The organism is Streptomyces sp. NPDC052910, assembly GCF_055585605.1.
The window spans coordinates 759,213-783,989 of sequence record NZ_JBVJJR010000002.1 but is presented as its reverse complement, the minus strand read 5'-3'; the positions used below and the strand labels follow the sequence as shown (position 1 = coordinate 783,989).

The 24,777-nt window shown below is 73.8% G+C and carries 15 protein-coding genes; 11 read left to right on the top strand and 4 right to left on the bottom strand.

The annotated features are described in order from the left end of the window. Window positions 1-18 precede the first annotated feature (18 nt). Genes ACZ6X9_RS09080 through ACZ6X9_RS09070 form a run of 3 tightly spaced genes read right to left on the bottom strand, consistent with a single transcriptional unit; the run spans window position 19 to window position 3,967 of the window. A complete protein-coding gene (locus tag ACZ6X9_RS09080) occupies window positions 19-1,428 on the bottom strand; it encodes a cytochrome P450 family protein (RefSeq protein WP_469777281.1) in 1,410 nt (469 codons plus the stop codon). Beyond that, a complete protein-coding gene (locus tag ACZ6X9_RS09075; protein ID WP_469777280.1) occupies window positions 1,425-2,741 on the bottom strand; it encodes a macrolide family glycosyltransferase in 1,317 nt (438 codons plus the stop codon). The genes ACZ6X9_RS09080 and ACZ6X9_RS09075 overlap by 4 nt, the downstream gene beginning before the upstream one ends. Continuing rightward, window positions 2,738-3,967, bottom strand: coding sequence for a macrolide family glycosyltransferase (locus ACZ6X9_RS09070; RefSeq protein WP_469777279.1), 1,230 nt, complete (start codon window positions 3,965-3,967; stop codon window positions 2,738-2,740). The genes ACZ6X9_RS09075 and ACZ6X9_RS09070 overlap by 4 nt, the downstream gene beginning before the upstream one ends. Window positions 3,968-4,275: 308 nt before the next feature. On the opposite strand from ACZ6X9_RS09070, the gene ACZ6X9_RS09065 reads away from it, so the two are divergent. The 4 genes from ACZ6X9_RS09065 (at window position 4,276) to ACZ6X9_RS09050 (ending at window position 7,169) form a co-directional block, all read left to right on the top strand. After that, on the top strand, window positions 4,276-4,416 hold the full coding sequence (locus ACZ6X9_RS09065; protein WP_469777278.1) for a hypothetical protein: 141 nt from the start codon (window positions 4,276-4,278) through the stop codon (window positions 4,414-4,416). A gap of 72 nt (window positions 4,417-4,488) precedes the next feature. Beyond that, window positions 4,489-5,169 (top strand): flavoprotein, encoded by a 681-nt coding sequence (locus ACZ6X9_RS09060; RefSeq protein ID WP_469777277.1) that lies wholly within the window; start codon window positions 4,489-4,491, stop codon window positions 5,167-5,169. After that, window positions 5,153-6,343: a macrolide family glycosyltransferase gene (locus ACZ6X9_RS09055; RefSeq protein ID WP_469777276.1), complete on the top strand. Its 1,191-nt coding sequence runs from the start codon at window positions 5,153-5,155 to the stop codon at window positions 6,341-6,343. The genes ACZ6X9_RS09060 and ACZ6X9_RS09055 overlap by 17 nt, the downstream gene beginning before the upstream one ends. Before the next feature lie 19 nt (window positions 6,344-6,362). After that, a complete protein-coding gene (locus tag ACZ6X9_RS09050; RefSeq protein ID WP_469777275.1) occupies window positions 6,363-7,169 on the top strand; it encodes an NAD-dependent epimerase/dehydratase family protein in 807 nt (268 codons plus the stop codon). On the opposite strand, the gene ACZ6X9_RS09045 is transcribed toward ACZ6X9_RS09050, so the two are convergent. Beyond that, a complete protein-coding gene (locus tag ACZ6X9_RS09045; protein ID WP_469777274.1) occupies window positions 7,147-7,602 on the bottom strand; it encodes a hypothetical protein in 456 nt (151 codons plus the stop codon). The two genes, ACZ6X9_RS09050 and ACZ6X9_RS09045, sit on opposite strands and share 23 nt — an antisense overlap. A gap of 692 nt (window positions 7,603-8,294) precedes the next feature. On the opposite strand from ACZ6X9_RS09045, the gene ACZ6X9_RS09040 reads away from it, so the two are divergent. The 7 genes from ACZ6X9_RS09040 to ACZ6X9_RS09010 all read left to right on the top strand — a co-directional run bounded on the left by ACZ6X9_RS09040 (window position 8,295) and on the right by ACZ6X9_RS09010 (window position 24,577). Then, window positions 8,295-9,989 carry a hypothetical protein gene (locus ACZ6X9_RS09040; protein WP_469777273.1) on the top strand — a complete coding sequence of 565 codons (1,695 nt, stop codon included), beginning with the start codon at window positions 8,295-8,297 and terminating at the stop codon, window positions 9,987-9,989. Between the two features lie 100 nt (window positions 9,990-10,089). Beyond that, window positions 10,090-14,370, top strand: a complete 4,281-nt coding sequence (locus tag ACZ6X9_RS09035; protein ID WP_469777272.1) for a DUF6603 domain-containing protein — start codon at window positions 10,090-10,092, stop codon at window positions 14,368-14,370. Then, window positions 14,367-16,733 (top strand): hypothetical protein, encoded by a 2,367-nt coding sequence (locus ACZ6X9_RS09030; RefSeq protein ID WP_469777271.1) that lies wholly within the window; start codon window positions 14,367-14,369, stop codon window positions 16,731-16,733. The genes ACZ6X9_RS09035 and ACZ6X9_RS09030 overlap by 4 nt, the downstream gene beginning before the upstream one ends. After that, entirely contained in the window at window positions 16,730-20,431 is a 3,702-nt protein-coding gene (locus ACZ6X9_RS09025; RefSeq protein ID WP_469777270.1) for a hypothetical protein, read from the top strand. Before ACZ6X9_RS09030 ends, ACZ6X9_RS09025 begins: the two co-directional genes overlap by 4 nt. Continuing rightward, a complete protein-coding gene (locus ACZ6X9_RS09020) occupies window positions 20,428-21,843 on the top strand; it encodes a hypothetical protein (protein ID WP_469777269.1) in 1,416 nt (471 codons plus the stop codon). Before ACZ6X9_RS09025 ends, ACZ6X9_RS09020 begins: the two co-directional genes overlap by 4 nt. Beyond that, window positions 21,840-23,192 carry a hypothetical protein gene (locus tag ACZ6X9_RS09015; protein ID WP_469777268.1) on the top strand — a complete coding sequence of 451 codons (1,353 nt, stop codon included), beginning with the start codon at window positions 21,840-21,842 and terminating at the stop codon, window positions 23,190-23,192. The genes ACZ6X9_RS09020 and ACZ6X9_RS09015 overlap by 4 nt, the downstream gene beginning before the upstream one ends. Window positions 23,193-23,224: 32 nt before the next feature. Next, complete coding sequence (locus ACZ6X9_RS09010) at window positions 23,225-24,577, top strand: hypothetical protein (protein ID WP_469777267.1); 1,353 nt, start codon at window positions 23,225-23,227, stop codon at window positions 24,575-24,577. Window positions 24,578-24,777 lie beyond the last annotated feature (200 nt).

Here is a 24,777-nt window from a genome sequence, read left to right as displayed (position 1 = left end):
GCGGCGGCACGCGGCCGCTCAGCCGTCCGCGCCGCGCCCGTGCGACGGCGACGGCCCGTTCCCCGTGGTGGCCGCCGGCCGCAGACGAACCGGCAGCGTCAGCAGACCCCGCATGTCGCCCACCGGGCGCCACGCCTGCGGCCGGTCCGGATCCGCGAGGGCCAGGCCCGGGTGGCGGGCGAGCAGCGCGGTGAGCACGGTCTCCGTCTGGAGGCGGGCCAGCGGCGCGCCCAGGCAGAAGTGGACGCCGTGCCCGAAGGCCAGGTGGCCGCCGCCGCGCTCGCGGGTGATGTCGAGCCGGTCGGGCCGGGGGCAGAGCTCCGGGTCCCGGTTGGCGGCGGTGAGCGAGACGCTCACGATGTCGCCCGCCCGGACGGCCACCCCGTCGAGCTCGACGTCCTCCCGTGCGACCCGCAGCGTGGTGCGCCCCAACGCGCCTTCGTAGCGCAGCAGTTCCTCGACGGCCGACGGAGTCAGCTCCGGCCGGCGACGCAGCACCGCGAGCTGCTCGGGGTGGCGCAGCAGCGCGTCGACCGCATTGCCGATCATTCCGGTGGTGGTCTCGTGCCCGGCCACCAGGAGCAGGACCAGGAGTCCGACGAGTTCCTCGTCGTCGAGCCGTCCGTTCTGGTCGTGTGCCACCAGCAGGGCGCTGAGCAGGTCGGGCTGCTCGTCCGGGGGCAGGCCGGGACGGACGTGCGGGCGCTTGGCGGCGACCAGGGAGGCGAACCACCGGTGGAGCCGGCGGGTGCGCTCGGCCGGACCGGCTCCCCCGCCCGCTCCCGGGCCGGCGACCGTGAGCATCCGGGCGGCCCAGTCCAGCAGCGCGCCCCGGCTGCGGTGCGGCACCCCGACCAGCTCGCTGATCACCAGGACCGGGAGGGGGAAGGCGAGGGCCGGCACGAGGTCGACGACGGTCCCCTCCCCGTCGTCCGGGAAGGCGTCGAGCAGCTCCCGGGTCAGCTCCTCCACCCGGGGGCGCAGCGCGGCCACCCGGCGCGGAGTGAAGGCCCCGGCGATCAGCCGCCGCAGCCGGGTGTGGTCCGGCGGATCGCTGTTGACCAGCGGGAGGAAGAAACTGTCCGCACCGGAGACCCCGTAACCGGCGCCGCGGAGCGCCTGTTCCGCGTGGCGCGGGTCCTTGGAGAACCGTGGGTCCAGCAGCACGGACCGGGCCTGCGCGTGCCGGGTGACCAGCCAGAACTCCAGGCCGTGCGGGTTGCGTACGCGGTGGGGGCCCGGCGTCTCGCGCAGCCGCGCGTAATACCCGTGCGGGTCGGCGAAGAAGGCCGGGGTGTCGATGGCGACCGGAGTGTCGGTGGTGGCCGGAGCGTCGGTGGTGTCCGGGGTGACGGTGGCGTCCGGGATGTCGATGGTGACCGGGCAGCGGAGGGCGTCCGGGGTACCGGGGGCGTCCGGCGCGTTCACACCGCCGCCCGTGCCACGAGGGATTCCAGGAAGTCGGCGGCGGCGGGGGCGCCTCCGGCGTGGGTGATGTGGGTGCTCATGGTGTGGGCGTGGTGGGTGTGGTCGGGGTTGTCGAGGATGGTTTGTGCGGTGGTGCGGAGGGTGTGGGGGGTGATGTGGTCGCGGTGGAGGGTGCGGCCGAGGCCGAGTTGGGTGAGGCGGTCGGCGTTGGCGCGTTGTTCGCTCATCTGGGGGATGGCGAGCATGGGGACGCCGTAGGAGAGGGCTTCCATGACGCTGCCCATGCCGGCGTGGGTGATGAAGAGGTCGGCTTGGCGCAGGATGCGGAGTTGGGGGACGTGGCGGTGGATTTCGATGTGGGGTGGGACGTCGGTGAGGTGGGTGGTGGTGATCTGGTCGCCGACGGCCATGACGACGTCCCAGGGGAGGTCGCGGAAGGCGTCGACGCAGTGTTGGAAGAAGGTGAGGTTGTCGTTGTGGATGGTGCCCAGGGACACCAGCACCAGCGGCCGGCCCTCCCCGCCCTCCCGACGCACCCACTCGCCCTCCGAGGCGCGCCGGGCGAGGCACGGCCCGACGAAGCGGACGTCGTCGCCGAACGTCTCGCCGTGGTACTGGAACTCTCGCGGGACGAACACCAGCGCGGGCCCCGACTCGCTGCCGGTCATCAGCTCCTTGGGCCCGATGGGCGACTTCAGCTTCCCCAGCAGGGCGGCGATCCCGTGGAACACCCGCACGATCGCGGGGTTCGCCGGGTCGACGTCCGTGTGCTGCTCCGCCAGGGACCACTCCGCCCCGGCGGCGAACGTCGTCCGGTACGGCACGGCCGGTATGCCGCGGCGAGCCGCCGCGAGCCGGGCCGCCCACCCGGACGGGTCGTCGTAGACCACCAGGTCGGGGCGGTCGGCCGCGAAGGCACGGTCCAGCGGGGGGAGGACGGCCAGGGTCTCGCGCAGCAGGTCGCGCAGGACCTTGGCGAGGTCGTCGCTGCCGAAGCGGTCGGGGCGTTCGGCGGCGCTGTCCTGGGCCGGCAGCCCGTCCATCGTCGACTCGTAGCGGATGGGCACGGCCCCCGCCTCGGTCACGGCGGCCGTGAACCGGTCGGTCGTCGCGAAGCTCACGCGGTGGCCGCGGGCCGTGAGCTCCTCCACCACACCGAGGGCGGGGTTCACATGACCGTGGCCCGGGAGCGCGAAGAAGGCGATGTGCGCCGCCCGCCCGGGCGTCCTCGGCGTCTGCCTGGGCGTCGTCGGTGGCCGCCCGGGCGTCGTCGGCGTCTGTCCGAGGGGCATCGTCGGCTGTCCCGGGATCATCGCCGCGCCTCCGCCTTCGCCAGAAGGGACTCGATCACGTCGGCGGCGGCGGGGGCGCCTCCGGCGTGGGTGATGTGGGTGCTCATGGTGTGGGCGTGGTGGGTGTGGTCGGGGTTGTCGAGGATGGTTTGTGCGGTGGTGCGGAGGGTGTGGGGGGTGATGTGGTCGCGGTGGAGGGTGCGGCCGAGGCCGAGTTGGGTGAGGCGGTCGGCGTTGGCGCGTTGTTCGCTCATCTGGGGGATGGCGAGCATGGGGACGCCGTAGGAGAGGGCTTCCATGACGCTGCCCATGCCGGCGTGGGTGATGAAGAGGTCGGCTTGGCGCAGGATGCGGAGTTGGGGGACGTGGCGGTGGATTTCGATGTGGGGTGGGACGTCGGTGAGGTGGGTGGTGGTGATCTGGTCGCCGACGGCCATGACGACGTCCCAGGGGAGGTCGCGGAAGGCGTCGACGCAGTGTTGGAAGAAGGTGAGGTTGTCGTTGTGGATGGTGCCCAGGGACACCAGCACCAGCGGCCGGCCCTCCCCGCCCTCCCGACGCACCCACTCGCCGTCGAACTCACGCTCACGCCAGCACGGCCCGACGAAGTGGAAGTCCTCGCCGAACGTCTCGCCCTTGAACTGGAACGCGCGCGGTATGTAGACCAGCGCGGGCCCCGACTCGCTGCCGCCGAAGAAGTCCCCCGCCGAGAGCGGCGACCCCACACGCTCCAGCATGGTGCCGATCTCCGCGAACACGGCGTTCAGGTCCGGGTGCTCCGGCCGGAACTCCGCGTACTCCCCGTCCGTCCCGAGCGACCAGTGCTCGTTGGCCGCCAGCGTCGGGATGCTGCGCACGGCGGGAACGCCCCAGTTCTCCGCGAGCAGCCTGCCCGCCCAGCCGGACAGCCCGTCGTAGACCAGGACGTCCGGCCGGTCGTCGGCGAACGCCCGCTCCAGTTGGGGGTACACGGCCTCGGTCTCCCGTACCAGACCGCGCAGCACCTGGACGAAATCCCCGGTGGTGAAGCGGTCGTTGTCCTCCAGCTCCGTCATCGACGCCCGGGTCCGCCCCATCGTCGTCTCGTACGGCACCAGGGTCGCGCCGGCCCGCTCGACCTCGGCGCTCTGGCCGGCCGTCACCGCGTAACTGACGCGGTGGCCGCGGGCCACGAGTTCCGCGACGATCCCCACCGTCGGATTGACGTGACCGGTGCCAGGAATATTGAAGAACGCGATATGGGACATCGAGCCACCTGTATTTCCGGACGGGCAGAACTGGAATCAGGTGCGCACCGTAGCAAAGGAGCACGACCGTCCGTACGCGTTCGTGAGCGCCATCACCGACGTACAGCGGGAGTTGAGGCCGTGTATCGCACTCGGGTAGGAGACGGCCGGTCCGGCTCCCACTCACACGGCGGATCAGAATCCATCTGGGCGGCTGAAGAATTCCGCCGTGTGTCCCGGACACCATGGCGGCGGCTGCCCGGCCGACGGGCGGCCCCGGTGACGGTTTTCCCGTCCACCGGAATTCTTTCCCTTTCCAAGGAGGCATCATGCCCGTCGCCGAACTGCTCGCCGACGACCTGCTCGAGCTGGACGCCCTCACCGAGGACGAGCTGCTCAAGGACGAGACCGACAACAACGAGGCCCAGGCCATCATGTGCGCCTGCTGCTGCTCCTGGTGCGGCTGCTGAGTATCGGTCCTGATGCACGTTCTCCCGGGAGGCTCCGGCCTCCCGGGAGGCGCACAACGTTCGGAGAGCGACATGGCAAACGAACAGAACTGGGGAATGCCGCCCGTGCAGCGGCCGGCCCTCGGGATCAAGCGCCTCCTCCTGGTCGGCACCGGGTCCTCCAACGCGGCCTTCCTCCCGCTCTGGGTGAACTGGTTCCAGGTCGGCTATCCGGACGTGGAACTGCGCATCGTCCTCACCCGGTCCGCCCAGCGCTTCGTGACGCGTGAGGGCCTCTCGGTACTCACCAACCGGCTTGTCTTCGAGGACACCTGGTCGGAGGAGCCCCAGCACCGCAAACTCCACGTGGAACTCGCCGCCTGGCCGGACGCGGTCGCCGTCTACCCGGCCGGCCTGCACTTCATCGCCCGTCTCGCCCAGGGACTCGCCGACACCCCCGTCACCATGGCGCTCCAGTGCACCGACGCCCCCATCGCGCTGGCCGCCGCCCTGCCGCCGGGCGGCTGGGAGAGCGCCGCCATGCGCGACCACCGGGCCCGCCTCGCCGAGCGCGGGAACGTCGTGCTCCAGCCGCCGGTCGTGGGGCTCAGCATGACCACCGGCCGTCACGACGGCAACCAGCCCGACACCCTCCCCAACCTCCTCCGGAGCCTCGAAGCGCTCCGCGCCCGCCGGGCCGCCGCGCGCGAGGAGACCGAGGAAACCAGAGAGGCCGAAGAGACCGGGGAGGCGAGCGGTGACCGCGCCCGGTGACCGAAACCGCGCCGGGCACGTGGCGGTCTTCACCGCCGCCGCGCACAGCCACATCAGCCCGCTGCTGGGCACCGTGACGGAGCTGGTGCGGCGCGGCCACCGGGTCCACTGGGCCACCACTGCCCGGTTCGCCCCGCTGGTCGAGGCGGCGGGGGCCACCCCCGCCGTCTTCCGCTCCACCCTGCCCACCGACCCGGCCGCCTGGCCGTCGGACGTCCGGCGGCTGCCCCTCGTCCACCTCGCCGACGCCCGCGCCACCCTGCCGGAGCTGGCCGCCCGCTTCGCCGGGGACCGTCCCGACCTCGTCCTCACCGAGGACCCGGCCGGGGCGGGCAGCGTCCTCGCCGCACGGTGGGGCGTCCCGGCGACACAGGTCTGGACGTACCTCGCGGCCCGCACGCACTGGTCGCTGGTCCCGCCGGGCACCCCCGCCGCCAACCCCGCCGCCCCCGAATTCCTCGCCGGACTCGACGCGTTCCTGGCCGAGGCGGGCCTGCGGACCGGGGCCCGGGAACACCTCGACGCCGCCCTCGCCGGCGGACTCGTGCTCCTCCCGCGCTCCTTCCAGCCCGACGGAGACGCCTTCGGCCCGGAATACACCTTCGCCGGGCCCGCGCTCGCGCCGCCGCCGGACGGGCCGGGCTGGTCGCCGCCCGCGGACGGCCGGCCGGTCGCCCTGGTGTCCCTGGGCTCCATCGACCACGCCCACCCCGGGTTCTTCACCACCGTCGCCGCGGCGTTCACCGGTCTCGCCTGGCACGTCGTGATGTCCGTCGGCGACCGCCTGGACCCGGCCGCCCTGGGCCCGCTCCCGCCGAACGTCGAGGCACATGCCTGGGTGGACCAGCGGGCCGTGCTGGAACACGCCGCGCTGGCCGTCCACCACGGAGGGATGGGCACCACCATGGAGTGCCTCCACCACGGCGTCCCGTCCCTGGTCGTGCCCCGGCTCCCCGAACAGGCCGACAACGCCCGGCGCGTCCGCGAACTGGGCCTCGGCCTGACGATCCCCTTCCGCTCCGTCACGGCCGCCGCTCTGCGGCGGGCCGCGCTCGGTCTGTACGGCCACGCGGGGGTACGGGCCCGGGTGCGCGCGATGCGCGCGGAGATCGGGCGCTCGGGCGGCGCGCGCGCCGCCGCCGACGCCGTGGAACGGCTGCTCCCGACGGCATGACCACCGAACTGACGACGGCATGACCACCGAAGTGATCGGCGACGGCTTCCTCGCCCGCCACCTCCGCCGGCACCTCACCGCGGACGCGCCCGCGACCATCCTGGCGGCGGGTGTCTCGGACCCTTCGGAGACCTCGCCCGCGCGCTTCCGCCGCGAGGCGGAGCTGGTGTCCGCGACGGCGCGCGAATGCCGCGCGCGCGGCCGGACCATGGTGTTCCTCTCCTCCGCCTCCTCCGGCCTCTACGGCCGGGACGGCCTTGGCCGCGAGGACGTCCCGCCCGCTCCCCGCACCCCCTACGGCAGGCACAAACTGTCCATGGAGGAGCTCGTGGCCGGCTCCGGCGCGCCGTGGCTGACGCTCCGGCTCAGCCATGTCGTCGGCCCGGGGCAGAACCCGGACCAGCTCCTGCCCTCGCTGGTGCGCCAGATCCGCTCGGGCACGGTCACCGTCTACCGGGGAGCGCGCCGCGACCTGCTGGACGTCCGGCACTTCACCGTGATCCTGGACCGGCTGCTCGCCCTGGGGGTGCGCGACCGCACGGTCAACGCGGCCTCCGGCGTCCCCTTCCCGGTGGAGGAGATCGTCACCACCCTGGAGACCAGGCTCGGCCGCCGCGCGCACCGGGCCTTCCTGGACGTGCCCCGCGAGACCGGCCGGATCTGCACCCGGCGGCTGCGCGCCCTCGTCCCGGAGGCCGCGGAATTCGGCTTCGGCCCCGGCTACCTGGCGTTCGTGGCCGGCCGCCACGTCCCCGCGGCGGCCGGGGCGCCGGGGGACCGTACGGCCGGGCCCGCCAACTTGCCTACCGGCGGATGCTGCGGGTGAGCCAGGGCGTGAGCGACAGGTGCGTGATCAGCTCCTTGTAGGTCTCGTCACCGGGCAGCGGGACGACCAGCCACTGCCCGGGCGGAAAGAACCGCCCCTTCACGAACGCCAGACCGCCGTACACCGCCCGCAGGAAAGCCGGCACGGCGTCCCGGGGGACGTCGTGGAATTCCACCCCGTCGACGGTGACCGTCGCGTCGTCCTCCGGAAAGATCCGCACATTCACCGACGGCGAACCTGCCAACTCGACATACGCCTCGTGCGGCAGCGAGCCGTCCGGATCGAAAGCCGTGAACATCGCGGCCGACGAACGGCGCGAGGTCATATCCGCGCCGATGTCGTCCGACACGGAAATACGCACACCGTATTCCTCCGCGATGTCGCGGATGGCGACGACGGCGGCCTCGGTGGTCGGGAGATGCGGGTGAGTCATGACGGAAATCATGCCCTATTCCGGGGGTCCGACGCCACGGGAGTTTCCCGGATTTCCGGCCCCTGTCCGGGAATTGTTCTCCGCGCACCGAGGCGCTCACGGCCGACGGACGGCGGCCGTCTTCGAGGGGATCGAGACCTCCGCGCTGCCCGGGGACGCCCAGGGTCTGCGGCGCCGCGCGCGGCTCCATCCGGCGACGACCGTCACGTCACCATGTCGCGGCAATGACCGGAGCGGTGGCGGGCAGACCGGCCCCGGCCGTCGACGCCGGGCCGGGCCGCACGCCGGGCGCTCGCAGCAGCGGACCGGGACGCCGCGAGCCACCGGCCGACTCCGGCCCGGCCCCCCGGCATCCTGACGGCCTTGGCACGCCCCGCCGATCCTCACGAGCCCGGGAACGGCCGGGCGCGACAGGACGCGTCACGGTCATGGCAGATCACCGCTGCCTGCAAGGACGCCGGCAGTCCCTTCCGGGCGGCGTCGAACCGCCCGAGCCGCCGGACGACGCCACGCCGGGTGGCAGGCGGTTGGTTTTCAGACCGGCGACCCGTAATCGGCCAACATCGGCGACCGATCGTGACAGGTGTCGTTCACGCGCTGTAACTTCCGGTGGCGCTATGAGCGCGGCGGGGGAGTGCCGGTGGGTGCTCCGACGATTGGAGTGCACTCCGGTGCGGCATGGAGGGGCGTGCGTGTTACTCCCGGACTTCTCATCCCGTGGTCTCGCGACGCTGAGCCAGGGGGCGGCGGCCAAGCCGTCGGGACGGCGCAGGGTGGAGATCGACTGGGACAACGGGGTCAAGCTGCCGGCCGTCGAGGTCCGTCCCGGTATCGCCGTGAGCGCCGACATCGGCGTCACCGCCAAGCGGTTCAAGGATGTCGACGGAGAGACCGTCAAGCAGGAGCACCCGGTGCTCGGCGAGGAGGAGTTCGCCACGGAGATCGACCATCTGCTCTCCCTGATCGAGTCGACCTTCGTCGGCAAGCGGCTCGTGGCCTTCTTCGGGTCCTGCCGTCCCCTGCCCAGCGCCAATGGAACCCTCGCGGGCGTGTATTCGGCCAATGCCATACGGGGCATCAATCCGCGGGCGCTCATGGCGCGTCCGGCGAGCGATCCGGCCCAGCGCGTCACCGTCAATCTCGTCATCCTGCAGAACCAGACGTTCGACGACAACTGCCATGAGATCGGCCGTTACGGGCATAACGGCTACGGCGCCTTCGCCACCGTCGTCATCGGTACGCGCAGCGGCCTCCTGGTCGATGACATGTGCATGGCGCCGGAGATCGGACTGGCCCACGAAATGGTCCACGCCGTCCATATCCTGTCGGGAAGTCTCCACCTGTCCGACCACGCGTGGGACAGCGGGCCGGTCGACAGTCCCGAGACCCTGGCGAAGAACCTGCTCGTCGCCCAGACGGGGACCACCGTCGAGACCCTGGAGAAGTGGCGGGCCCCCGCCAACCAGGACGCGTGGAACAAGCTGTCCCCCGCTGCGAGGAAGCAGATCGACGACCTGCGCGCCGAGCACTCCCGCCTGCTCGACCTGGCCAAGCGGATCCTTCAGCCGGTCATGCCCGCAGGGGCCCAGCCGGGCGAGGTGTTCTTCCAGCGGCCGATCGTCTCGCTCGAGGAGACGAAGACGACCGGCAGCGATGTCACGGCGCTGTGGGTCCGGGGCGTCCGGCAGGAGGCCGACCTCCGCCGGCTCGGCACCTCCCGGGCGGAGATCACCTCGGACGAGGTCGCGGCAGCCGACATCAAGCGCGTCGAGGAGTACGGCAGGAAGAACCCCTCCGACAAGGCCGTCCCCGAAGCGCTCAAGCGCGCCAAGGAGATCCGGCAGCTCCGCCTTCAGGCCCGTGATCTGAGCGAGGCCCGGCTGAGCCGTGCCATGCACCTGCCGCACCGTGCGTCCTACGTCCCCACGCGCGCCAAGCTCACCCCCAACGGGGTGCGCCTGCTGATGAACAGGCCGTTGCACCTGACCAGGCAGCGCAAGGACATCCCCAAGCAGGCGTTCGAGGGCAAGGCCCCGTTCAGCGCCCTCGTCGCCGCGCTCCCGGCCGATTCCACAGCGCCCGGCGAGCCGACCCCGGTGGCCGACATCCGCGAGTACGTCGCCGCACTCCAGGCGTGGGACTCGGGCGCCCCCGCCGCGACCAGCGGCTCCGGCTGGCGGCCGGGCGACCACCCGGTGCGTGACTGCACGACCCGGAAGCCGCTGACCACGGTGTCGGTCGACCCCGCCACCGTGCCCCAGCCGGTGCGCGAGCTGGCCACCGCCGTCGCCCAGGACGCGCTGAGCCACCCGGACACACCGGCCAGCACGCTGGAGAACGAACGCCTGCGTCCGGCCGCGCCGGTGCCCATGCCGCCGGCCCGGTGAAACGGCGCCGCGCCGTACGAGCGCGGGAACCCCGGCGCGTGCATCCGGCGCGTGAACACAGCACCAGACCACCCGAGAAGACCACCGTAGGAGTCGCGGCATGCCTGCCCTGTCGTTAGCAGCGCTGAGAGCACGGGCCGATGAGGCTATGGCCCAGGGCGAGGCGTTCACCCTCTCCGAGGAGGAGCTGGGGCTCGACGGGGCGCACGAGTTCTTCGCCGACCACCTCGGCGGCGACCTGGTGGTGCGGGCGCCGGTGGAGTACGACGCCGGTGCGCTGCGGCTGACCGGAGCCGTGGAGCTGGCCGGGTTCGGCGTGCTGGAGGGCGTCGAGGTCGGGTTCACCGCCGATGCCCAGGGCCAGTCGGTGGCCGGTGTGCAGGTCGCCGCCATCCTGGACACCTGGGAGATCGACAGGCCCTACCTGTCGGTCTCGCTCGACGGGTTCCGCACCGGGTACGGGTTCGACGCGGCGGTGCTGCTCGTCGGAGCCGGTGCCGGGCCCGACGGGGCGACCGGCTCCTGGGCGTCCGCCGGTCTCGCCTTCAGCGTGCGCTCCCGGCGGGCGTGCCTGCTGGTCCGGGGGCCGGACGACGACGGCGAGTTCGAGCTGTCCGGTGCCTTCTCCGGCGGCTTCGGACTGCCGGACCTGGCGTCCCTGACGGAGCTGCCCGGCCTGGCGGCCGTGGCGGCCGCGGACCTGGTGCTGCCCGACGAGGTCCCGGTCCCGGTCGGTATCGCCGAGGTGAGCCTCGTGTGCGGGGCCAACCCCGGGGCGGGCGGCATGCGGTGGATGCGGCTGCGGGCCGGGCTCGCCGGGGCCGACTGGTCCCTGGTACCGGACGTGCTCGCCCTGGACGGGCTCTCGGTGACGTACGGCATCGGCTGGGACGAGCCCGGCCTCGGCCTGGAGCCCCGCTGTCTGGTCTCGGCCGAGCTGGGCGCCACGCTCCACATCGCCGGCAGCACCCTCGCCGCCACCGTCTCCCTCCCCGAGCTGGTGGTCACGGCCTGGCTGGACGCCCCGTCCGACGTCGACGAGACGGAACTCGGCGAGCGCCTCGCCGGGTCGGGTATCGCCGCCGGCGTCAGGGTGTCCGCCCTGTCGGCCGTGGTGCGGGTGCGCGACCTGTCGTACACCCTCTCGTTCGCGCTGGACACGGACTGGGCCTTCTTCGACCAGGTGACGGTCGACGCGGTGGCCCTGGAGGTGTCCGGGAAGGGCGCGGCACCGGACCTGGTCGCCCTCACCGGCGCGCTGGACATCGGCGGGCAGCCGCTGCTGCTGGAGGCCCGGCGTGGTCTCGGCACCGGCTGGATGATGTCGGTGCGCTCCGGCAGTGTGGAACTCGCCGGACTCGCCGCCTGGTTGGAGGCGACGTTCTCGGTGCCGCTGCCGGAGGCCGTCTCCGGCCTGGTGCTCGACGGCATCTTCCTGACCTTCCAGCCGGAGACCCGCAGCCTGGCCCTGGGCTGCAGCGGCACCTTCCCCCTCGGCGAGGCACAGGCCACCCTGGCGCTCGACGCGCACCTGACGCGCCCCCCGGCCGGAGGCCGGTACGAGGCCGTCTTCGAGGGCCGGCTCTCCGTGGCGACGGCTCCGGTCGACGGCGTCTCCCGCGTGCTCGACTTCACCGTCGACTACTCCTCCGGCGCGGCCGGCGGAACGCTGACCGCGACTTGGGCGGGGGATCCCGGTATCGGGGCGCGGGAGGTGGCCGCCGCGCTCGGGGTGAGCATTCCGGACGGAATTCCCGAAACGCTGCTGCCCACCCTCACCTCGCTCGCCCTGCGGCGGGACGCCACCGGCCGCCTGCTGGTGGCCTCGGCGACCCAGGACGGCGGCGGCGTGGTGATCGCCTCCGTGCCGGGCGAGCCGGCCGGACTGGTCCTGTTGGTCAAGGCGGCCCTTCCGGCCCGGCTTTCGGACCTGCCGCTGGTCGGCGGCGAGATCCCCGCCGGGGTCGACATCGGCGTGTCCGGCGTGCAACTGGTGGTGAACAACCGGGGTCTGACCGCAGGGCAGATCGAGGCGGTCAACGCGGACCTGGCAGCCGTGGAAGCCGCCTCCGGGCGGGCGTACCCCCGGCTGCCCGAGCCCGCCGAGGGGCTGCCCCCGGGAGGGGCGCTCACCGTGCCGTACGACATCGCCGGGCAGCCCCGCGAACCGCTCACGCTGGTGCTGGGCGGCGGCACCGGGCTGCCGGCGGTGCGGTCCGCCGCCGGGGGAGCCCGCGTCTCGGCGGACGTCGGGCGGTCCTTCGGGCCCCTGTACGTCCACCGGATCAGCGTGGGCTACCACCAGGGCAAGGTGCTGGTGGTGTTCGACGCGGCGCTGGGCACCGCCGGCCTGACCGTCGCCGCCATCGGCCTGGGCCTTGCCCTGGACGTGGACACCATGACGGTCACCCCCTGCCTGGAAGGGCTCTTCGTCGACCTGGACCGTCCGCCCCTGCGCGTCTCGGGGGCCCTGGTCAACCGCGCCCCGGAGCCTCCCGTCGAGCTGATGATCGGCGGCATGGTCGTGGTGCAGTTGCCGAAGCTCGGGATCACGGCGCTCGGCGCGTACCAGCGGCGGGAGGGCGAGAAGGCTTCGCTGTTCCTGTTCGGCCGTGCCACCGCGCCGATCGGCGGCCCGCCGCCGTTCCGGGTGACGGGACTCGCGGCCGGCTTCGGGTTCAACACGAGCCTGCGCATCCCCGAGTTCGACCAGGTCGGCGAGTTCCCGCTGGTGGCTGGCGTGCAGGACGGGCTGCCGGAGAACCCCCTGGACGTGCTGGACCTGCTCACAGGGCACTGGGTGACCCCGCGGCAGGGCCAGATGTGGGGAGCGGCCGGGGTCGACTTCACCTCCTTCGAGTTCATCAGCGGCCGGCTGCTGCTGACCCTGGAGGCCGGCGAGGACCTGACGGTGGCGCTGCTCGGCACGGCCCGCGCCGCGTTCCCCCGGACCGGCCGGGCCTACGCCAAGGTCGCGCTGCGACTGAGGATCGTCTACCGCTCGGCGCGCGGCGAGTTCGCGGCCACCGCGCTGCTCCACGACTCGTACGTCATCGACCCCTCCTGCGTGCTCACCGGCGGGTTCGCGTTCTTCATGTGGTCCGGTGCCAGCGACCACGCCGGGGACTTCGCCCTGACCGCCGGCGGCTACCACCCGCAGTTCCGGGCTCCCGCGCACTACCCGCAGGTCCCCAGGCTCGGGTTCACCTGGTCGCTGGGTGCGGTGGACATCAGCGGCACGGCGTTCTTCGCCCTGACCCCGTCGGCCGTCATGGCCGGCGGCACCCTCGACGTCCGCTACTCCGCGGGGCCGCTGAGCGCCTGGCTCACCGCCTACGCGCACCTGCTGATCAGTTGGAAGCCCCTGCACTTCCGAGCGGGCATCGGCATCCGCATCGGGGCCGCGCTCAAGCTCGCGTTCGTCACCGTGCGCGGGGAGCTGAGCGCCACCCTCGACCTGTGGGGGCCGCCCACCGGTGGCCGGGTGACCGCCAAGTTCACCTTCATCAAGGTCAGGATCGGCTTCGGCGCCCGGGAGACGAGGGCCAGGGAACTGACCTGGTCCGAGTTCACCGAACTGCTGCCCCCGCCCGAGCAGGTCCTGCGGATCGAGGCGAGCGAAGGGCTGCTCGCGGACGCCGAACCGCCCGAGGGCCGCACCGCGTCCGATCCGGACGCCCCCTGGCTGGTGGACGCCGGCGGGTTCTCCTTCGTCGCCGAGACGTCCGTACCCGCGTCCCGGGCCGCCTTCCAGGGCGAGGACCGGCACACGGGCGAGGCGCTGGACATCCGGCCCATGGGCGGCGCCGGCGCGGCGAAGCGGATCCACTTCACCGTCGTGGTCAGCCGCAACCTGGCGGCCCGCGGCAGGGCGCCCCGCTGGGAGCCCCTGGCCGACGACGGAGCCTGGCGCGCCGAGCCCGTCCTCGGCGCGGTGCCGACCGCCCTCTGGGGAACGCCGGGCGGCGACCTCCTCGACCCCGGACAGCGGCTGCTGCACGGCCGCTGCACCGGCCTGCGGGTCACCGTCCCGCCGCCGGTGTCCACGGCCGAGCCACTGGAACCGATCGCCTCCGCCTCCCTCCGCCACGAGGAGATGCCGGTCGCGGCCGGGCCGTTGGACCCCGCCGGACCGCCCACCGGCGACCGGCTCGTCCCGGCACCCGGCACGGGCGTGAACACCGTCGTCACGACCGTGGCCGCGACGGCGACGGCGCAGGCCCGCAGCCGGCTCGCCACGGCCCTGGCCGGACTGCTCGACCCCCTCCCCGACGCGCCGCTGAGCGCGTTCGCCGCCCACGCCGCGGAGTACGGCCTGCCCGCCGACCCGCTGCTCCGCGCGACCGCCGCCGGGCACGCCGACCACGGGACGTCCGCATGACCACCGCCGACCAGGAGGAACCCACCATGGGGGGCAACGGGGCCACGGGCCCGGCGAGCACGACGGCACACCGCCGGGAGGCGTCCTTCACCCTGCGCCTCGGCGACGACCTGATCCCCGCCGTGAAGGCCGGGCAGTTCCGGATCACCGCGCGGCAGGAGATCGAGGACATCGACACCGGTGGCCACCTGCGGGACGCGGTCCGGGAGTTCGAGGTGCGCGCGCCCCAGTTCGTGCTGCCCCCGGACACGGTCCACGCGGTCAATCCGGCGCCGGGCGCCGCCGGCGGCCTGGGCATGACGCTGCCGCACGCCACGCTCGGCGGCCGGCTGCTGCCGTGGCTGCGCGACATCGACCCCGAATGGGTCGGCACCGGCCCCGTCGCGCCGCGGGCCCCCTGGCTGGCGCTGCTGGTCTTCGCGGCCGGTGAGCTGCCCGGCGACCCCATGGCCCTGGGGGAGACCGACCGCATGACCGTCCAGGACCTGCTGTGGCCGGCCACACCCGAGCCCGGCGTCCTGCGGCCCGCCATCCCGCGGCTGCAGGTCGAGGCGGACCCGGCGACCGAATGCGCCACGATCCGGGTCCCCGGCGCCGTGTTCGCCGCCGTCTGCCCCCGTTACGACGAGCTGCGCCACCTCGCCCACACCCGTACCGTGCGCGCCGACACGGGCCTGCGCGGCGAGGCACTCGCGGCCGGCGAGTTCTCCGTGATCGTCGCCAACCGGCTGCCCAGCCCCGGCGACGGCCGGCACGTCGCCCACCTCGTCTCCCTCGAAGGCTGCCAGGCCGCCCTGGACGCGGCGGCCGGCGAGGATCCGGCGGACGTGCGCCTGGTGTCGCTGCACCACTGGTCCTTCGACTGCCTGCCCGAGGAGGGCGCCGGCTTCGCCCCTCGCGTCCACGACCTGCTGTACGACGACGAGGACGGCGGACGCCCCCGCGACCTGCTGCTGCGCCTGCCGGTGCCCGCGCCCTCGGAGGACCCCGCGCAGGCCCGCGCCCGGGAACGCCTGGAACAGGGCTGGGTGCCGCTGCCGTACCAGGTGGCGTCGGGCGAGGAGACGTACGCCTGGTACCGCGGACCGTTCACCGCGACCCCCGCGCAGCCTCTGCCCGAGCCGCCCGAGGACGGCTGGACGGACGCCGGCCAACTGCTGGGCTACGACCCGGAGTGGGGCGTGCACGACACCGGCCGGGCCTCCGCGTGGTCGCTCGGCCGGGCCCTGGCCCTGGCCGACGACGACTTCGGCGCCGGCCTGAGCGCCTGGCGCGGCCGCGCCCGCTACCGGTCCGCCCTCGTCGCGCAACGCCTGGCCGCGGCGGGCCCCGACGCCGGTGAGGCCGAACTCGCCCGCCTGGCCGGCCCCCGCGCCACCGACCGCGCGCTGGAGACGCTGGCCCGCGCGGGAGCGGCCGAGCGCCTCATCCGTGCTCTCAACGACCCGCCGGCAGCGCGCGCCACGCGCACCGTCCCCACGCCCCGGCCCGCACCGCCGGCCCGGCCGCTGCACCGCGTCCTGGCCGAGGACCGGGCCCTGCCCGTGCTGCGCGAGGCGCTGCGGAGCGCCCTGGACACCGACGGCGAGCGGCTGGCGGCCTGGTTCGCCCGGCTGCGCCTGCTCCACGACGTGCCCTTCGCCCAACTGGTGCCCTCCGAGGCGATGCTGCCCCCGGAGTCGCTGAAGTTCTTCCACGTGGACCACGGCTGGCTCGCCGCGCTCCAGGCCGGCGCGGAGAGCCTCGGCGTCACGGGCGCCACCGACACGCGCCTCGCCGCACTCGCCGCCCCCTGGGCCGGTTCCACCAGGACGCCCGACGACTCCTGGCCGCGCGCCGGGCTGCTGATCCGCTCCGCACTGACACAGGAGTGCCCGGAACTGATCGTGCGCGCATGGCAGAACGGCGAACCGGTGACGCTGCTGCGCCGCAGCGCCCTGGAGAACGACGTACTGCTGGTGCTGTTCGACCGGGTGCCCGACCAGGTGGAGCTGTCGGAACCGCCCGAGGGGCTCTCCTTCGGTATCGACCCGCACCCCGTCGACGGAGTGCCGGTGCTCAACCTGCGCAGCCTCGGAGCGGGCGGCGTCCCGGCCGGCACGACGCTCGAGGGCGTGTACTTCCCGCAGGACCCGGGCGAACACGGCATCGGCGCCCATCTGCGCCCCGACCCGCAGGGCCGGCGCGTCCTCGACCTGCGGCCCGGCGACGCCGACGGCCTGCTGCGCCGGCTCACCGCACGGCTCACCGAGGCGGGACAGCCCGCCACGGCGTCCCCGGCGGTGCTGGCCCTGCAACTGGTCAACGCACCGTTCCGCCAGACGATCCTGACCGACCCGCGTTCCGGGGGAAGCCCGTCATGACCCAGCCCAGCCCGTTGTACGTCCCGGTACAGGTCGACGCCCTCGTCGTCAACGACCAGGTGCGCATGGGAGAGAACTTCCAGCGCTGGCAGGCCAATTACGCGCTGACCCGATTCCGGCTGTCGCCCGAGCCGCCGCCGTTCGGCAACATCGACACCGACTTCGCGACCGACCCGGCGCGCAACGGCGTCTACCTGCAGTGGCAGTTGCCGCAGGCGCTCACCGAAGGCGCCCAGGACCACCCGGACAAGGACGTCTCCTTCCCGCGGGTGCCCAACCGGTGGCTGGTGATCCGCACCCACGGCGCCCCGGGCGCCGAGGCGCGCGACATGACCGCCTGGCTCGTCGAGAGCGACCACCTCGACCCGGTGACCGGCACCAGCCCGTACGCCGCGCCGGACGGCACCCCCACCCGGATCGGCCGCCGCATCGACCTGGCCGCCGGGGAGTGGACCGAACCCGGGCCGCCCGACGGCGGGCTGTTCCTCACCGCGATCGGGCCCGGCGTGCCGACGTTCGCGGTGTACCAGCCGTACAACGAGAACGTGTTCTCCCTCCACGACACCATGGAGGGCCTCGACCCGGCGCAGGAGTGGACCGTCGGCTACCTGGTCGCCGGCTGGTACGGCGACCCGGGCGCCGACCCGGTCGCGGCGGCCGGCGACGCGCTCGGCGAGCTGCTGACCGAGTTCGACTGGACGCTCGGCACCGGACGGGGAGACACCGGACCGGGAGACACCGGACCGGGAGATGCCGGAAGCACGGGTGACACCGGCGGCCGCGACACGCCCGTCGCACCCGCCTCGTGCGGCATCTTCCACGGCACCGTACTCGGCCTGGGCTGGCACGCCCACGGGCCGCTGCCCGAGTCGCCCCGCCCCGACGCGGTCGCCGTCGCCCTCGGCCACACCAGTGCGCACGCCTCCTCGTTTTTCCAGCAGGAGGCCGAGCCCCCGGACGCCCCCGGCCTCGCCGGTTTGCTCAACCTCTGTCAGCGCGGGCTGCTGGACACCGCCGACGAACCCGACGGCGCCTTCACCGAGGCCCGCGCCACCTTCGCGTCCTGGTTCGTACCGACCCCGGCCGGCCACCGGTGGACCCTGGAGGCCGACCCCGACGCGCCCGAGGAGGAGCGGGCCGGGGCCCGGCGCGGCCACGCGGCCCTGCTGGCCGAGCTCAACGCCGCCCAGGCCGCGCACGACGAGGCCGCCCGCGACCTGGCGGCAGCCCGCCGCCGGGTGTACGACCTGTGGTGGGCCGAAGGGCTGCCGCTCGTCCCCGAGTTCGACCCCGACGGGCAACTGGAGCCGGGCGCCTACCGCGGCGAGGTCACCGCCCGGCTGCGCGCGGCCGAGGAGGAGGCGGCCCGCTGCGAGGAGGCGCTCGCACAGGCCCGCCGGCGCATCCCCTGGGGCCGCACCCAGGGCGAACTCGACACGTCCGTCGCCGACTACCTCGGCGACCGCGCGCCCGGATTCGTCCTCAAGCGCGAGGTGCTGCCCGACCTGTACCGGGCCATGGACCCGGTCGTCGCGCTGCGCTGCACCGAGGAGGACCAGCAGGCCAGGCTCGCCGCCGAGCAGGGTCTGCGCTGCCGCCGCGCCGGGGAGCTCGTCCGCGGTGTGTACCTCGACGCCGAGCGCACCGTGCTCGTCGCGGCGCCTCCGAGCGCCGTCCCCGTTCCGCCCAACCTGCCCGCCCTGCCCGCCTCGCCCGACGGACTCCTGCCGCTCCTCACCGAGTTCCACCACCTCGACCCGGCCAACGCGCCCGCCCTCGCCCGCGCGGCCGGGCGCCCGGAATCGGACGTCGCCGCCCTGCGCTCGGCCATGGCCGACCCGCGGACCCGTGCCGACGGCCTGGCCCCCGCCCTGGGCACCACCCCCTGGCGACAGGCGTGGTCGCCGCTGTTCTTCCAGTGGGAGGTCGACTACTACCCGATCGCCTACGCCGACGACGACGCCGTCACCGACCCCGCCGCCGCGAACTGGGAGTTCGACGGCGACCACTACCGCTGGAACGGACACGGCGCCGGCCGTACCCCGCTGACCCTGCGCGGCCGGCAGTTCCTCACCCCCACTCCCGCCCAGACCTTCGCCGACGCCCTGCGGCACGCCGCCGCCGACCGCTCCGGCCCGTACGCCGACCTGCTGAACTCCCTGGCCGACCAGGCGGCCGGGGCCGACCTCATCGCGCAGACCCTGGACGGCTTCGGCGACCAGCTCCAGGCGCGCGGCCCCAACGCCGCGGTGCACCTCGGCGGCGGCTCCGGGGCGCGGAACGCCGCGCTGGACGACCGGGTCACCCGCGAACTGCCGCCGGACCCGGGCCCGTTGCCGCGCCCGTTCACCGGCTGGGCCCCGTCCCGCTTCCAGGAGATCCGCTCGGGCCAGTTCGCGTTCACCCGCCTGAACGTCGTCGACCGCTTCGGCCGCGGCCTGCCCGTCGTCATCCCGGACGAACTGGAGCTGCGCGACACCATCGGCCAGGGCACCCCGGCCCACCAGTTCCGGCCCGGTTTGCCCGACGACCTGAAACCCGGCTGCGCGGACGGCCGGCCCGTCACCGTCGTCGACCAGGACCCCCACCGGTTCGTCGAACTCAAGCCCCGGCTGCCGCAGCCCGCACGGACCCGCCTGGACCTCCTCTCCGCCCACGACGACACCCACGTGCCGGACGAGGACGCCGCCGCGGAGGCGATCTGCGCCTGGCTGGTGCCCAACCACCTCGACCAGGCGCTGCTCTGCTACGCACCGGACGGCGCACCGCTCGGCTCGGTCGCCACCAGCGTCATGCCGGACGGCACCACCGTCCCCCGCTGGCTGCCGCTGCCCGGCGCCGCCCCCGCGCCCGATCCCGCCCACGGGCACCTGTACGAGCTGGTCACCGCGCTGCTCGCGCTCGACCGGCCGACGCTGAGCACGTTCCTGCGCGGCGTGGACCGGGCCCTGACCACCATCGCCCCCAGCGGCGACCAGGACCCGCCCACCACGCTGAGCCGCCTGCTGGGCCGCCCGCTCGCCCTCGTCCGGGCCCGGGTACGCCTGGACCTGGACGGTCCGGCCCTCCCCGACCCGTCCTGGCGCAACCTGCTGGACCCCGCCGCCCCCGAATACCCCCGCTACCGCTGGCCCGTCCGGCTCGGCGAACGCGACCAGCTCGGCGACGGCCTCGTGGGCTACTACCAGGAGCGCGACTACACCGGGCTGCACACCGTCCTGGCGGAGGACGACCTCGCCGACCTGGCCGACCCCCACGACTACCTGCGCCCGATCGGACCGGGCCACGGCATGGCCCTGCCGGCCCGGCCGCCCCGCGACCACGACGCGACGAGCACCGCCCACGTGACGCTGCTGCTCGACCCGTACGGCGCCGTCCACGCCACCACCGGCATCCTGCCGACCGCACAACTACGTGTACCGTCCCGCGCCTTCGAGGAGTCCCTGGGCGCCCTCGCGGCGGGCTTCCGGTTCGGCCCGATGCTCACCGTCCAGGCCCCGGACACCACCGCCCTGGTCCTGCCCCGCCCCGCCGACCGGCACGGCCGGTGGACCTGGGCCCAGCCCGCCCCCGGCGGCGGCGCGGCCTCGTTCCCCGTCGACCGGGCGGACGCCGCACCGCGGTTCCCCTTCGCCCGCCCGGTGCTGCGCACCGGCCACCTCCAGCTCCAGCCGTCCGAGGAAGGACCCACGCCGTGACCACGGAGCCGCCGGAGAACCCCACGTACGCGATCGCCTCGGGCGCCCTCGACTACGCGGTGCTCACCACCCCGTTCCCGCTCCAGGCAAGCCCGCCGAGCGGCGGCGGCCCGTCCGTGGCGCGGATGAACGTCGTGGTCTCCGCGCCGCCCGGCGACCCCGTCGCCTGCACCCGGATCGTTGCCGAGATCCCCATCGGCGACGGCGCGACCTCGCTGGTCGGGACCGCGGACGGGATCACGGCCACGCCCCCGGCGGGCTGGAGCCAGGAGGTCACCGTCACCGGGAACACGGCCTCGGTGACCTTCACTCCGCCCGGGGAGGAGTTCGTCTTCGACCAGGACGGGGCCACGCTCACCATCGATGGTCTGCGGATCAACCGGGAGCCGGGCCACGCCACGGTCCGGTTCATGGAACACCTGGCCGGTGAGCCACAGCCGACGCCGGTGACACTGCCGCTGGAGAAGTGGCCGTACCGGCCGCCGGTCGACGCCGGTTCGCCCCACCGCTTCTCGGCCCGGCGGTGGTCGACGGGCGGCGACCTCGACTCCGCGCCGGCGACCGAGGTGACCGCCGGGCAACGGGTGGTGCTGGCCTGGCAGTTCCGCGAGGGCGTCGAACGCCACCTGTTCAGCCGGCCGCTGGACGCCGACATGGCAGAACCGGGACGGGACGTGTCGGCCCTCAGCCGCGTCGACTCCGAACCGGTGGTTCGCGCCACCACCTTCACCCTGCGCACCAAGGTCGTCGCCACCGGCGAGACGGTCTACGACACCGTCACGGTCACCGTGGCCGCACCCCGGTTCGCGGGTCTGTCCGTCGGGGAGATCGCCGCGGGCAGCGGCGGCACGGTGACGTTCCCGGAAGGGGCGACGGTGGGCACGGGGCTGACCGTGCGGGGGACGGTCACGGCGAACGCGGGGCTGACGGTCGAGGAGACGTTCACGACGGAGGCCCAGTTGGTGGCGGAGCAGGGCATCACGGTGGACGGCGCGGCGTCCGCGCCAGGGACGACGACGGTGGCCGGGGGAGAGGTGGTGGCCGGGGGCATCACGACCAAGGACCTGACGGCCAAGCAGACGGTGAAGATGATCAACACGGGGGGCCGGGTGACCAGTGCCACGGGCATCACCTCGTCCACCGACGCACTGCTGGTGGGCTATCTGATGCAGGGGTCCCACGTGGGATCCGGCCGGCTCACCGTCACCGCGGGAGATCGCCAGATCGGGGCGTACGCCCACTGGACGCACCACAAGGCCGACGCCCTCTTCCTGCCCCTCCGGGCCCGGGAAACGGCACAGTACGCCTCCAACAAGCCCATCGACATGCGGGACCTGTACTTCACCCTCGCCAGGTTCGGGGGCGCTCCTTCGTCCGACCCGTTCCCCCAGGTGAAAGGCACCGACCGATGACCCGCCGCGCCCCATTGACCGCATCGGCCGGCCCCGAGAGCAGTGATCCGCCGCTCGACTACGCCGCCCGCACCGTGCCCGATCCGCTGGAGGCCGACCTGTCGGGGCCATCGGCCGCCGAGCTGTCGGTCGTCGTCTCCAATCGCGGCTTCACGGCGGTGCGTTGCTCGTCGATCGTGGTCGACCTGCCCGTCGGCAGCCGGCCTCGCGACCTGCTCGCCACGGGGACCGGCATCGGGGCGTCGGTCGCCACGTCGGGGTGGGCCAAGACCGGCGAGACGGCCGGACCCGACCAAGCATGCTTCGAGTTCCGGCCCGTCTCCGGCGAGGCGGAGATCGCCGCCGACCCCGTCACGTTCACGTTCACCGGCCTGTCCGTCAACAGCGCTGTCGGCGTGGCCTATCCGCGCATCACCGAGACCTCGGCCACCGGTCAGGACCCGCTGCTGCCGCGCGAGCGCTTCGTCCGGCTGCCGAAGTTCCCGGCCGGGGTCTCGGCCGCCCCTTCCACCGGCACCAACCTGCGGGTGTACGCGGGCGAGCAGCCGGCCGACGGGCGGCCGCCCGCCGTCCGCGTACCGCACGGCAGCAAGGTCACCGTGGTCTGGGACCCGGCACCGAACGTGGTGCGGCGCCTGCACCACGAGGACCAGGCGACCGGCACGGAGATCGCCGACGGGCAGACCAGTGTGGTGTGCGGCCCGCTGTACCGGGAGACCACCTTCACCCTCCAGACCGTCGCGCAGGTCGAGGGGCAGCCCGTCAGCCGCTACGACAGTTGCACGATCCAGGTGGACGTCCCGGAGTACCGCGCGGTGATCCTTCCGAACGGAAGTCTCACCGACGTCGCCTCGGCCGGGCTCCGCATCACGTCGCCCGTGACGGTCGCCGGAACGCTCACCACCGAGGGACCGCTCACCGTCACGAGCACGGCCTCCATCAGCGGCGAACCGCTGGACGCCCCGCTGATCGAAGCGAGCACCACACGGTTCACCGGCGCCATGGACGTCCACGGAACGTTCACCGTGGACGGCCTCACTGCCGCGAAGGTCACCACGACCAGGGGCCTCACGACCACCGGCCGGGTCGACATCCTCAGCGCCACGCCCACGACGCTGGCGACGTCCGGGAGCCAAACCTTCACCACCGACGGCCTCATCCTCGCCAACGCCGACGACAACGAGGACCTCGAACTGTGGGTGACCACGCCCTCGTACACGTACAAGACCTGGACCTGTGACAGGGTCGGGACCCTCATCGCACCGGTGCGGGCCGGGGACACGGTCAGTTGGGGCGCCACCGGGCCCGGCGGCGGTTTCGGTTTCCGCTGGTACGCCTTCGGCATCTGACGCCCCTCCGCCCCGCCACCGAGGAAGACGCCATGACGACAGCACCCCTGCTCACCCACACGCTCACCACCCGTCCCAGCCCCCTGACCGCCAGCCCGCCCACCGGTGAGCTGTTCCTCGCCGACCTGTCCCTGCTGGTCTCCAACCCGCGCCCCGAGCCGGTGCGGTGCGGCCGGATCGCGATCTTCCTGCCGGTCGGCACCAGAGGAGCCGACCTCGCCGCGACCGGCGTCGGCATCGTGGCCACGGCGAGTCCGCACACCTGGTCGGTGGTGGCGGTGCAGGAGGACGTCCTGATCGCGGTCGCGCAGAACGGCAGCGCGGAGTTCCCGCCGTCGGAGCACGGCCGCGAGGACCAGCCGACCGCGAGCCTGACGATCAGGCTCACCGGCGTCAAGATCAACCGTATTGAGGGCACCGCCCCCGTCCGCGTCATCGAGACCAGCGCCCTGCCCGGACAGCCCGAGGCCGAACGGGCCGTGGAACTCGACGTCTTCAAGGGCCGATACCCCGGCCGTGCCCGGCGCGCCACCGCCCGGCGCACGTCCGCCACGGCCAACCTCAGCGCCCGGCGCGGAACCCCCACCGCCCCCGACCCCCGCCCGGCGACGCTCGTTCCGGCGTCCACCCGGGTCGTCCTCGACTGGCAGGGGCCCGAGGGCGAGCACACGCTGTACTCCACGCCGCACCCCGAGGGGATCGGCGTCACCTTCCCCTACGAAACGTTCCCGCTGGAACGCGACGAGACGTTCGTGGTCAGGACCACGACCGGGAGCGTGGACCGCTACGACTCGGTCACGGTGACCGTCAGCACGCCCGTCCTGAACCGCCTGCGCGCCGACGCGGTGACCGGCGCTCCCGTCCCCACCCTGGACGCCGCCTCGGTGACCTGCACGGACACGGTGACCGCCACGGGCCCGGTCCGGGCCGAGAAGAACGGCACGGTCACCGGCACCGTCACCGCGCACTCGCCCGTCACCACCCGGGGCCTGGAGTCCGCCGGACCGGTCACGGCGGCCGCCCCCGGCTCCCGGCTCACGGCCGACAGCCTGGAGGTGGCCGGCCTGCTGCAGAGCGACGACACCCTGGAGGCGCGCCAGGGCGTGGTGCGGATCCTCGGGGAGCCGACCGTCGAATACGCGCGGAACGTGCAGGGGACGGCCCGGACGGACGGGTTCCTGATCGCCTCGGGCGAGCACGCGCACCTGCGGCTGGGCCTGCGGGCCCCGAAGGACGCCAAAGCCTACGACTCCGGCGATGGTTACAGCGGCCACGGCACCGCGGCGTTGCCGGTGTCCCGCGGCGACGGCTACACCGGCCAGACCGTGTTCTCGCCGGACGACAACAAGGCGCTCTACATCTTCCACCCGATCGGGGAGGAATAAGGCGGAGCCCGGAGCCGCCGAGACGCGTCGGCCCGGTGTGCGGGAGGTCGTAGGGGCGCGGGTGCTCGTCACCGAGGCGGACGGCGGCCTCGTCCCCGTGGGTGGCGTCGCGCAGGATGGCGGCAGTGCCGCGCCCGCCGGGCGGGCCGGTGAGGACGGGGCATGGGGTTATGGCCGACGGCGTCGAGGCGTGCGCCGGC

Bases quoted from the DNA above. Each gene is read 5' to 3' on its own strand.
- ACZ6X9_RS09015 (WP_469777268.1), top strand. From the start codon at position 21,840: ATGACCCGCCGCGCCCCATTGACCGCATCGGCCGGCCCCGAGAGCAGT.
- ACZ6X9_RS09050 (WP_469777275.1), top strand. From the start codon at position 6,363: ATGACCACCGAAGTGATCGGCGACGGCTTCCTCGCCCGCCACCTCCGC.
- ACZ6X9_RS09010 (WP_469777267.1), top strand. From the start codon at position 23,225: ATGACGACAGCACCCCTGCTCACCCACACGCTCACCACCCGTCCCAGC.
- ACZ6X9_RS09030 (WP_469777271.1), top strand. From the start codon at position 14,367: ATGACCACCGCCGACCAGGAGGAACCCACCATGGGGGGCAACGGGGCC.
- ACZ6X9_RS09065 (WP_469777278.1), top strand. From the start codon at position 4,276: ATGCCCGTCGCCGAACTGCTCGCCGACGACCTGCTCGAGCTGGACGCC.
- ACZ6X9_RS09035 (WP_469777272.1), top strand. From the start codon at position 10,090: ATGCCTGCCCTGTCGTTAGCAGCGCTGAGAGCACGGGCCGATGAGGCT.
- ACZ6X9_RS09075 (WP_469777280.1), bottom strand. From the start codon at position 2,741: ATGATCCCGGGACAGCCGACGATGCCCCTCGGACAGACGCCGACGACG.
- ACZ6X9_RS09025 (WP_469777270.1), top strand. From the start codon at position 16,730: ATGACCCAGCCCAGCCCGTTGTACGTCCCGGTACAGGTCGACGCCCTC.
- ACZ6X9_RS09070 (WP_469777279.1), bottom strand. From the start codon at position 3,967: ATGTCCCATATCGCGTTCTTCAATATTCCTGGCACCGGTCACGTCAAT.
- ACZ6X9_RS09045 (WP_469777274.1), bottom strand. From the start codon at position 7,602: ATGACTCACCCGCATCTCCCGACCACCGAGGCCGCCGTCGTCGCCATC.
- ACZ6X9_RS09060 (WP_469777277.1), top strand. From the start codon at position 4,489: ATGGCAAACGAACAGAACTGGGGAATGCCGCCCGTGCAGCGGCCGGCC.